General features: G+C 67.3%; 7 protein-coding genes and 1 pseudogene. 6 read left to right on the top strand and 2 right to left on the bottom strand.

Features of this window, described 5'->3' with window-relative positions; genetic code table 11:
- Positions 1–317: 317 nt before the first annotated feature.
- The 6 genes from EYW47_RS19565 (at position 318) to EYW47_RS19590 (ending at position 7,857) form a co-directional block, all read left to right on the top strand.
- Complete coding sequence (locus EYW47_RS19565) at positions 318–1,238, top strand: LysR family transcriptional regulator (RefSeq protein ID WP_133196486.1); 921 nt, start codon at positions 318–320, stop codon at positions 1,236–1,238.
- Positions 1,239–1,702: 464 nt separating this feature from the next.
- Positions 1,703–3,235 (top strand): MocR-like pyridoxine biosynthesis transcription factor PdxR, encoded by a 1,533-nt coding sequence (gene pdxR, locus EYW47_RS19570; protein ID WP_133196487.1) that lies wholly within the window; start codon positions 1,703–1,705, stop codon positions 3,233–3,235.
- A 275-nt stretch (positions 3,236–3,510) separates the two neighbouring features.
- Complete coding sequence (locus tag EYW47_RS19575; protein WP_133196488.1) at positions 3,511–3,915, top strand: nuclear transport factor 2 family protein; 405 nt, start codon at positions 3,511–3,513, stop codon at positions 3,913–3,915.
- A 151-nt stretch (positions 3,916–4,066) separates the two neighbouring features.
- Positions 4,067–5,884, top strand: a complete 1,818-nt coding sequence (gene xsc / locus EYW47_RS19580) for a sulfoacetaldehyde acetyltransferase (protein ID WP_133196489.1) — start codon at positions 4,067–4,069, stop codon at positions 5,882–5,884.
- A gap of 153 nt (positions 5,885–6,037) precedes the next feature.
- Entirely contained in the window at positions 6,038–7,078 is a 1,041-nt protein-coding gene (pta, locus tag EYW47_RS19585; RefSeq protein ID WP_133196490.1) for a phosphate acetyltransferase, read from the top strand.
- Positions 7,075–7,857, top strand: coding sequence for a sulfite exporter TauE/SafE family protein (locus EYW47_RS19590; protein WP_133196491.1), 783 nt, complete (start codon positions 7,075–7,077; stop codon positions 7,855–7,857). Before pta ends, EYW47_RS19590 begins: the two co-directional genes overlap by 4 nt.
- A 124-nt stretch (positions 7,858–7,981) precedes the next feature.
- On the opposite strand, the gene EYW47_RS19595 is transcribed toward EYW47_RS19590, so the two are convergent.
- Together EYW47_RS19595 and EYW47_RS19600 are read right to left on the bottom strand one after the other, a co-directional pair.
- Entirely contained in the window at positions 7,982–9,724 is a 1,743-nt protein-coding gene (locus tag EYW47_RS19595) for a cobaltochelatase CobT-related protein (protein WP_133196492.1), read from the bottom strand.
- Positions 9,725–9,816: 92 nt separating this feature from the next.
- Positions 9,817–10,797 (bottom strand): annotated as a pseudogene (locus tag EYW47_RS19600) (AAA family ATPase); the annotation flags it as partial.
- Positions 10,798–10,965 lie beyond the last annotated feature (168 nt).

Consider the following 10,965-nt stretch of genomic DNA (forward strand, 5'->3'; position numbering starts at 1 on the left):
GCCACCTGCAGCGGTTATTCGACGCCCCGCTGAATTGTCTCGAGGTCATGTTATCGGAGCGCAAGCCAACTACAAATAGAACAAATGGAATAGATGTAATTCCATATTTATGGATTCGTAGTAACATCCACGGCCATAAATGAAAAAAAATCGGCATTTAAATGGAGACCAGAATTTGAATTAAGCGCCACGCGTTTCGATGGGACGCCCCAACCGGCGTCGTATCCACGCCGGCATCCCCACGCCGGCATCGCGATACCATGTTGGCTTTCTTTGTGCAATTTTGAACGAGTGGCACAGCGGCCATTCTGCCTTCCATGCAAACACTCCCTGACCTTGAGGCGTGGGCCATCTTCGCGCGCGTGCTCGAAACCGGTTCGTTCGCCAAGGCCGCCGAGTCGATGGGCATCTCCCAGCCCACGGTGTCGAAGGCCATTGCGCGGTTGGAGCACAAGCTCGGCACGACGCTCCTCTACCGCAGCACGCGCCAGCTTTCGCTCACGCCCACGGGCGAGCTCGCCAAAGCGCGGGCCATACGCATCCTGACCGAAGGCGAGGCCGTGGAGGCCGAGGCGTCCGCGCAGGCCATCCAGCCGCGCGGCATGGTGCGCGTGACCGCGCCGATGTCGTTTGGCATCCGCTACCTCGCGCCGTTGATCCCCGCCTTTCTCGATCGCTACCCCGAAGTGGAAATCGACCTCTCGCTCACCGACCAGATTGTCGATGTGGTGGCCGGCGGCTTCGACGTGGCCATTCGTATCGCGGAGCTTGGCAATTCGCCGCTGCGCTCGCGGCAGCTTTGCGCCGTGAATCGCCCCCTGGTGGCCACGCCGGCCTATCTCGAGCGCCATGGGCACCCCACGCACCCGCACGATCTGGCGCAGCATGCCTGTCTCATCTATGCGAATTTGCCCACGCCCGAGCTATGGCACTTCCGCCATACCTCCGGGGAGGAGTGTTCCGTTGCCGTGAAGGGCCGAATCCGCAGCAACAATGCCGATGTGATCGGCCCCGCGCTTCTCGCGGCGCAAGGCCTCGCATTGCAGCCGGAATTCATTGTCTGGGACGCGCTCCAGCAGGGCGTGCTGGTCGATGTGCTGCCCGACTGGCGCATCAGTCAAATCAACTTGAATCTCGTGACGCCGCCCAATATCCTGCGTCCGGCACGCGTGACGGCGCTGCTCAATTATTTGTCCGAGTCGCTCGCCGCGGCGCCGTGGGCGGTCGTTGCCACCTGAGTGCGGCATGGCCCGCGCAACGACGTTGAAGACCGTGTGCGCGGCCGTCGGGGATCCGCTCTTTTTTATGCTTAGTGATCCTGATAGATGAGGAAGCGGCTCCGGTTCTACGCCGGATTCATTGCCAACCTGCAAATTGTCCTGATCGCAAGGCCTGGCCGGCCACTCCAGGGCATCGTGCGCCAGCAGGCTGCGTGCGGGAGCCATCGCCGCGCCCGCTCGCCCCACCATGCGCTGATGGGCCTGCCTGGCAAGCCCGGATATTTTCCTGATCGACGGGAGCGGGTCAAATTGGGTATTGTCTTACCAACCCGGCCGATGCCCGCGCCCGCCCCGAACCATTCGAAATTCATTCACCGGGCCCGCATCGTACCCCAGCAAGCGCATCCGCGCGGTTCCCGGCCCTCATGCGCCAGACCCGCGGGCCGCCTCTCGTCCACCCCATAGACAACCCAGGAGACAGCATGCCGACCCGTACCCCGTCCGCCCTATGGGCCCAGCAGTTCAGGCGGACACCGGAGTCGAAGGCAACGCTGCAGCACCAGATTCGCCAGATGCTGGTCGCGGCAATCCTCGATGGCCAGCTCCCCCCCGACTCGGCGCTGCCGTCGAGCCGCGAGCTGGCCGACCAGCTCGGCGTCGCCCGCAATACCGTCGTGCTCGCCTACCAGATGCTCGTGGAAGAAGGCTATTTGCTCTCGCGCGAGCGCAGCGGCCACTTCGTCAACCCAGAGATGCTGCAGGGCCTGCACGGCCTCACAGCCCGCCAGCCCGAGCCCGACACCGACCTCGCGCAGGGCGGCGAGACGCCCGCGCGGCCCGTCTGGCAAACGCGCATCGTGCGGCCGCCCTCGGCACAGCGCAACATCGTCAAGCCCGCCAATTGGCAGAACTATGCGTATCCGTTCATCTACGGGCAGTTCGATCAATCGCTCTTTCCCACCAACGACTGGCGCGAGTGCTGCATGAAGGCGCTCTCGATCATGGAGATCCGCAACTGGGCGCCGGACCTGATCGAGCGCGACGACGAATCGCTGATCCAGCAGATCCGCACGCGCGTGCTGCCGCGGCGCGGCGTGTTCGCGATGCCCGAGGAGATCATCATCACGAACGGCTGCCAGCAGGCGCTGTATCTCGTGGCCGACCTGCTCTGCGGCAAGCGCACGACGGTGGGCTTCGAGAACCCGGGCTACCCCGACGCGCGCAACATCTTCGTGAACCGCAACGCGCACCTGCTGGAGCTGCCCGTGGACGGTGAAGGGATCGACCCGCAGCGCCAGAGCGACTCGCTCGCGCGCTGCGATTACGTCTACGTCACGCCGAGCCACCAGTGCCCGACCACGGCCACCATGCCCATCGGGCGCCGCCGCGCGCTGCTCGAGCTCGCGCAGCGCCACGACTTCGTCATCATCGAGGACGACTACGAGAGCGAGAACACCTTCTCCGGCACGCCGCACCCGGCCTTGAAGAGCCTCGATACGGCGGACCGCGTGATCTACGTCGGCAGCCTCTCGAAGACCTTCGCGCCGGGCCTGCGCCTCGGCTACGTGGTCGGGCCTCAGGAGCTGATCCGCGAGCTGCGCGCGCTGCGCCGCCTCATGGTGCGCCACCCGGTCGCCTATATCCAGCGGGCGTTCGCGACGTTCCTCGCGCTCGGGCATCACGACGCGCTGTTGCGCCGGCTCGCGCACGCCTACAAGGAGCGCGCGCAGGCGTTGATGGCGGCGCTCGACGCCCATCTGCCCGAAGTGCGCTACGTGCCTGTTGCGGGCGGCGCGTCGTGCTGGGTCGAAGGCCCGCCGTGGCTCGACGCCGCGCGTCTGGCCGACGACGCGCGCGAGGCCGGCATCCTGATCGAGCCCGGCGGCGTGTTCTTCGCCGATGAAGCCGAGCACAGCCCCTGGTTCCGCATGGGATTCTCGGCGATCAAGCTCGAGAAGATCGAGCCCGGCGTGCGCGCGCTCGCGCAAGTCGTGCGCCAGCAGCAGCCCTCCTAGCAGCGCTACCGTCGATCGTGCCGGCGGCCCCGCCGGCAACCCTGCTCGCCGCCCTCCCGGCAGCGTTCCGGGCCGCCCCGCCCGCACTCCAGCCCTTCCGTCTTCCCCTCCCCGCCGAGCCGCGCGCAGCCTGCCTGCGCGCTGGCCCAGGCGAATCCTCCGCACTGGTGCTACCCGCTTCAACGGGCGATCTCTAACGTGTCGCTATACCGTGCCGAGCGCGTCGATTGCACGACGCACGGCACCGGCTTCCCCCCCGTTCCGAGGAGACATGCATGGCAGACACGCTCACCGCTCAAGCCGCCGTTACAGCCGACACGCTCGCCGCCTTTTCCGACGCCTTCAACCGCCACGACGCCACGGCGCTGATGGCGTTCATGACCGAGGACTGCGTGTTCGACGCGGCCGGCGGCCCCGAGGTCCACGGCACCCGCTTTATAGGCCGCGAGGCGGTGCGCGCCGCATTCGAAGCGGTGTTTCGCACCTTCCCCGACGCGCACTGGGGCCAAGGCCGCCACTACGTCGCGGGCGAGCGCGGCGTATCGGAATGGGTGTTCACGGGCACGCATGCCGAAGGCTGGCGCATCGAAGCCGAAGGCTGCGATCTGTTCGAGTTCCGCGACGGCCTGATCGCCGTGAAGCGCGCGTTCCGCAAGGAGCGCCCGAAGCAGCCCGCGTGACCCGGTCAACTGCGGCCCAACCTGTTTTTGAAACGAATCGTTCCATTCCATTTCAGATTCACCCATCAAGGACGGAATTGCTTGATCCGCAAAACGCGGCGAATAGCATTCGAAACACGCAATTGCGTCACACGACAACCGGAGACAGCTGATGAGCGACAAGACCCCTACCCAGACGGCAACGGCCAACGGCCCGCAGGACATGACCCCGTCCGAAGCCTTCGTCGAGACCCTTGCGGCCAACGGTGTGACCGACATGTTCGGCATCATGGGCTCGGCGTTCATGGACGCGATGGACATCTTCGCGCCCGCCGGCATCCGCCTGATTCCCGTGGTCCACGAACAGGGCGCCGGGCACATGGCGGACGGCTACTCGCGCGTCTCCGGCCGTCACGGCGTCGTGATCGGCCAGAACGGTCCCGGCATCAGCAACTGCGTGACGGCCATCGCGGCCGCTTACTGGGCGCATAGCCCGGTCGTGATGGTCACGCCGGAAGCGGGCACGATGGGTATCGGCCTGGGCGGCTTCCAGGAGGCCAACCAGCTGCCGATGTTCCAGGAGTTCACCAAGTACCAGGGCCACGTCACGAACCCCGCGCGCATGGCCGAGTACACCGCGCGCTGCTTCGACCGCGCGATGTCCGAAATGGGCCCGACGCAGCTGAACATTCCGCGCGACTACTTCTACGGCCAGATCAAGGCCGAGATTCCGCAGCCGCGCCGTCTCGATCGCGGCGCCGGCGGCGAAGAGAGCCTGAACGAAGCGGCGGAATTGATTGCGAGTGCCAAGTTCCCGGTCATCATCTCGGGCGGCGGCGTGGTGATGGGCGACGCGATCGAGGAGTGCAAGGCGCTCGCCGAACGCCTGGGCGCGCCGGTCGTGAACAGCTATCTGCACAACGACTCGTTCCCGGCGAACCACCCGCTGTGGTGCGGCCCGCTCGGCTACCAGGGCTCCAAGGCGGCAATGAAGCTGATCTCGCGCGCCGACGTCGTGATCGCGCTCGGCTCGCGTCTCGGACCGTTCGGCACGCTGCCGCAGCACGGCATGGACTACTGGCCGAAGAACGCGAAGATCATCCAGATCGACGCCGACCACAAGATGCTCGGGCTCGTGAAGAAGATCTCGGTGGGCATCTGCGGCGACGCGAAGGCCGCGGCGATCGCGCTGACCGAGCGCCTCGCGAACCGCACGCTCGCGTGCGACGCCACGCGTGCCGAGCGCGCCGACCAGGTCGCGACCGAAAAGGCCATGTGGGAGAAGGAGCTCGACGGCTGGACGCACGAGCGCGACGCCTACAGCCTCGACATGATCGAAGAGCAGAAGCATGAGCGCCCGCCCACCGGCGGCGAGTATCTGCACCCGCGCCAGGTGCTGCGCGAGCTCGAAAAGGCCATGCCCGAGGACGTGATGGTGTCCACCGACATCGGCAACATCAACTCGGTCGCGAACAGCTACCTGCGCTTTAACAAGCCGCGCAGCTTCTTCGCGGCGATGAGCTGGGGCAACTGCGGCTACGCGTTCCCGACCATCATCGGCGCGAAGGTGGCGGCGCCGCACCGCCCGGCCGTCTCGTACGCGGGCGACGGCGCCTGGGGCATGAGCCTGATGGAGACGCTCACCTGCGTGCGCCACAACATCCCCGTGACGGCCGTGGTGTTCCATAACCGCCAGTGGGGCGCGGAGAAGAAGAACCAGGTGGACTTCTACAACCGCCGCTTCGTGGCGGGCGAGCTCGACAGCCCGAGCTTCGCCGGCATCGCGAAGGCGATGGGCGCCGAAGGCATCGTGGTCGACAAGCTCGAGGACGTGGGCCCGGCGCTCAAGCGCGCGATCGACATGCAGATGAACGAGGGCAAGACGACCATTGTCGAGATCATGTGCACGCGCGAGCTCGGCGACCCGTTCCGCCGCGACGCGCTCTCGAAGCCCGTGCGCATGCTCGACAAGTACAAGGACTACGTCTGAGGCGCCGGTAGCGGCCGGCGCGCGTGCGATGCTGCACGCACCTCGCCGGCCACGCCTCGCCGGCCGCAGGCGGCAAACCCGCCTGCGGCCGCTTTCGTTTCCCTGGTTCGTTTTTGCCCGCATGATTCCAGCGCTCCCTGAGCCCATGACACCATGAAAGCCCTGAACCGCATTGTCGAAGGCGCGCGCATGTCGCCCATGCGCATCGTGCTGTGCGAAGCCGAGGACGCGCGCGTGCTCGCCGCCGCGGCGCGCGCGAGAGAGCAAGGCATCGCGCGCATCCTGCTCGTGGGAGAGCCCTCCGCCGTGCGCGCGAGCGCCGCGCGCGAGTCGATCGACATCGGCGAAATGACGCTGATCGACCCGCAAGCGAGCGCCTGGCGCACACGCTTCGCCGACGAGCTCGTCGCGCTGCGCGGCGCGAAGGGCATGACGCCCGCGCTCGCATGGGAAGAAGCCGCCAAACCGCTCACCTTCGCCAACCTGATGGTGCGCCTCGGCCACGCGGACGGCTCGGTCGCGGGCGCGCTCCACACGACCGCCGACGTCGTGCGCACGGCTATCCAGCTGATTGGCGTAGAGCCCTCGTTCAAGCTCGTCTCGAGCTTCTTCCTGATGATGCTGTGCGAGCCGTTTCACCGTTACAAAGGAGGACTGATCTTCTCGGACTGCGCGCTCGTGGTGGACCCCGACGCCGCGCAGCTCGCCGAAATCGCCATGGCCGCCGCGGACAGCGCGCGCAGCCTGCTGATGGAGGAGCCGCGCGTGGCGATGCTGTCGTTCTCGACGAGCGGCAGCGCCCATCATGCCTCCGTGGACAAGGTGATCGAAGGCACCCGGCGCGTGCACGCACAGCGCCCGGCCCTTTGCGTGGACGGCGACGTGCAGCTCGACGCGGCCATCGTCGCGGAGATCGCCGAGCGCAAGATCGAGCATTCGCAGTGCGGCGGCCATGCGAACGTGCTGGTGTTCCCGAACCTCGACGCGGGCAATATCGGCTACAAGCTCGCCGAGCGTCTGGGCGGCGCCAAGGCCATCGGCCCGCTGCTACAGGGCCTGAACCAGCCCGCCAACGACCTCTCGCGCGGCTGCTGCGCGGAAGACATCTTTTACGTGATCGCCGTGACGGCGGTCCAGGCGCAGACGGCCCGCCAGCGCGCCGTCACTCACTCGAAGGAACCGCACGCAGCATGATGCACGAGAAGGTCCTGGTGCTGATCGCCCTGATCGGCGCCGCCAGTTATTTTCAGACGATCACGGGCTTTGGCCTGGGGATGATCGTCATGGGCGCGACGAGCGGCTTCGATCTCGCGCCCGTCGCGAGCATCGCGACCCTGTTGAGCCTCGTCACGCTCACGAACAGCGCAACCGCGCTGCACGGCAAGCTGCACCATGTCGATTGGCGCGCGGTCGGCGCCGCGACGCTCGGCGCGCTGCCATCGGTGGTCGTGGGCGTGCTGCTGCTCAATTACCTGAGCGCTTCGGCTTCTGGCGTGCTGCAATTGCTGCTGGGCGGCGTGGTGCTGTATGGCGGCCTGAGCGCCGCGCTGCGGCCCGCGCCGCTCGCGCAGCGCTCGGGCGACCGCAGCTTTTTCGTGAGCGGCCTGTGCGGCGGCTTGCTGAGCGGAATGTTCGGTGTGTCCGGGCCGCCGCTCATCTTCCAGTTCTACCGGCAGCCGCTCAAGCTGATCGAGATCCGCTGCGCGCTCATTCTAATCTTCGCGGTCACAGCGCTCACGCGCGTGATGTTCAACGTGTACGAAGGGAAGCTGGGCTCGTCGATCTGCATCGAGGCGGCGCTTGCCGCGCCGGTCGTCATGCTCATGACGATCGCGGCGCGAAACTACCCGCCTCCGCTTTCTTCGATCGCGACGCGGCGGTTGGCGTTTGGGGTGCTGATGGCGATCGGGGCTTCGCTGGTGCTGTGTTCGCTCAGGGGGCTGATCGGAGCCCCCGTACACTCAGGTATGTAACGAGCGAGCGCTCGACGGCTTCGGCAACGAGGCGCGTGATTGCGGTGTAGTCCGCACTCACGCATACCTCATCGAGCGCGTCGTAGTAGCTCAAGCGGCGCTTCCCGCCGCCGACCATCAGCCCCTACCGCCTCGCCCCAATCCACCTTGCCAGCCCCGCGAGCCGTGTCATATCGAGCGGCTCGTCGAGATCGACCGCCACGCAGTGCCGGTAATACGGGCTGAGATCGAGCCCCACGCCCAGCCCGATCACGTCGACGTCGCGCAGGGCCTCGTGTCGCGCCACCACCTGCTTCAGATGATTGTCGAGATAGAACGCATCGTTCGCCTGGGCGGTGGCCGCGTCCATCGGGCTGCCGTCCGAGATCACGACGAGGATGCGCCGCGCCTCGGTGCGCGCCGCGAGCCGCGCGCACGCCCATTCGACGGCTTCGCCATCCACGCCCTCGCGAAACAGGTCGGCCTTGAGCAACGCGCCAATGGCCCCACGCGCGCGCCGCCAACTGTCGTCGGCGGACTTGAACACCATGTGGCAGGTCTCGTTCAGCCGCCCCGGATGCGCCGGCCGCCCGCGCGCGAGCCATTCGGCGCGCGCACGACCGCCGTTCCAGGCGAGCGTAGTAAAGCCGAGCACCTCGCTCGCAAGGCCCGCTTGCTCGCAAGCGCGCGCGAGTAGATCGACCATCATCGCCACCGGCTCGATATGCGCCTTCATCGAGCCCGAGCAATCGATCAGAAAGCCCACCACACAATCGCCGCGCGGCTGCAGCCGCTCGCGCGTGAACACGCGGCGCTCGGCGGGCGAGCTCACGACCTGCGCGAGGCGCCGGCCGTCGATGCAGCCCTCCTCTTCGCCGAACAGCCAGCCGTCGCGCTGCGGCACCGCGAGCGCCGCCTGCAGCACGCGCGCGAGCCGCGCGACGTTGATGCCGCGCGCCGCGATGCGCTCATCGAGCCGCTCACGGTACTCGCGCAGCAACGCCTCGCGCACGAGCGTGGCCGGGCGGATCTCGCGGTCGTATTGCGTCGTGTACGCGCGATAGCCCTCGGCCGCAGCGCCCAGCGCGCGGCTCTCGCCGGTTGGCGCGAGCGCGGGCAAGTCGGCCTCCGTCTCGTCGAAGTCCACCCAGAGCGAGAACGACGTCAACGCGTCGTCGGGCTCGCGCGCGTCTTCATCGTCGTCCTGGGTGCGCGCCGCGGCGCGCGCGTCATCGAGCATCGCCGCAACGCTGCGCGCCAGCTCGAGCGCGTGCAGCGCGTAGGCGCGCTGGTCCGGGCGATGCCGGCGCAGGCCGGCGAGCTGCGTGCCGATCGCGGGCACGATGCCGGCGCGCGTGGCCTCGATCAGGTCTTCGGTCTCGTCGAGCACCGGCCAGCCGGTCACGCGCGACCACACGATCTGCGCGACCGTGTAAAGCAGGATGCCGAGATGGCCTTCGCTGAGACCCGCGCGGCAATACGCGCGCGACCAGGCATCGAAGCGATGACGCAGATTCTGCGCAAGGCCCGGCATGCCCGGTGGCAGCAGCGCCTCGCAGCGCACTTGCTCGAAAAGCTCGAACAAGAGGCGCTCGATTGGCTGCTCGGGGCATAGCAGCCGGTGCAGCGCCGCATCGGAATGCAGGAGGCGCTGCGCGGCCCCATCGGCGGCACCGCGCAGCGACGCGAAATCGTCCTCGTACGCGTTGCTGCGCAGATGCGGCGCATAGAGCGGCAGCGGCCGCAACTGCCGGCACAGCCGCCCTCCGCGATAGTGCAGCGCGGCGTCGCCCGTGAGCGCGCGCACGGCGGCCGCGCACAGCGCCTCGCGCCGCAACGCTGCGCGCACGGCTTCGCGCGAGGGCAGCGTGGGTTGTGTGGGCGTCATACGGCACGCGGCTCAGGGGCGGAGCCAGAGGACGCACCGCCAGAGGGCGAGCCGCCAAAGGGCGCGCCGCCAGAGGTTGCGGCACCGGACCACGCGGCGCCGTCACCGTCCGGCGACGCTGCTTCGAGATCGACGCCGAAGCAGCGCTGGTAATACTCGGCGACGATGGGCCGCTCGGCCTCGTCGCACTTGTTCAGGAACGTGAGCCGGAACGCCAGCGCGGGATCGCGGAAGATCTCGCAATTCTCGGCCCAGTTGATGACGGTGCGCGGCGACATCAGCGTCGACAGATCGCCGCTCGCGAACCCTTTGCGCGTGAGCGCGGCCATGCCGACCATCGAGTCGACGAGCGCACGGCCTGCGGCGTCGGCCATCTCCGGCACGCGCGCGAGCACGATGCCGGCCTCCTCCTCGCGCGGCAGGTAATTGAGGGTCGCGACCACGTTCCAGCGGTCCATTTGCGCGTGATTGAGCATCTGCGTGCCGTGATAGAGCCCGTTGAGATTGCCGAGTCCTATGGTGTTGGTGGTCGCGAAGAGGCGGAAGTAGGGGTGCGGGCGGATCACGCGGTTCTGGTCGAGCAGCGTGAAGCTGCCGTCGCGTTCGAGAATGCGCTGGATCACGAACATCACGTCGGGGCGGCCCGCGTCGTACTCGTCGAAGATCAGCGCGACCGGGCGCTGCAGCGCCCACGGCACGATGCCTTCCTGGAACTCGGTGACCTGGCGGCCGTCGCGCACGACGATGGCGTCCTTGCCGACGAGGTCGAGCCGGCTGATATGGCCGTCGAGATTCACGCGTACGCAGGGCCAGTTCAGGCGCGCCGCCACCTGCTCGATATGTGTGGACTTGCCGGTGCCGTGCAGGCCCTGCACCATTACGCGGCGGTTGCGGGTGAAGCCGGCCAGGATGGCCAGCGTGACTTCGGGGTTGAAGCGGTATGCCTCGTCGAGGTCGGGGACGTGGGCTTCGGGGGCGCTGAAGGCTGGCACCTTCAAGGGCGAGTCGATGCCGAAGTGGTCGCGGACCGAGATCATGTGGTCGGGCTTTTCCATCGCGAGAGACGTTGTCATCGCGGTCTCCTCAAGGGCGTCGTGGCTGCGCACAAGCTGTTCCATCGTTATCTCTTCCATTTTCTCGTACGTATCGGGTTGTTGCGAGGGGTCGCTAGTTGGCCTTAACTTGTATTCGCGGCGGGCCGCAAGCGTTGCCCCTGTGCGGGGCGGCACCTACTTTTCTTT

Origin of the sequence: Paraburkholderia silviterrae (assembly GCF_004353915.1) — a bacterium.
GTDB classification, from domain to species: Bacteria; Pseudomonadota; Gammaproteobacteria; order Burkholderiales; family Burkholderiaceae; genus Paraburkholderia; species Paraburkholderia silviterrae.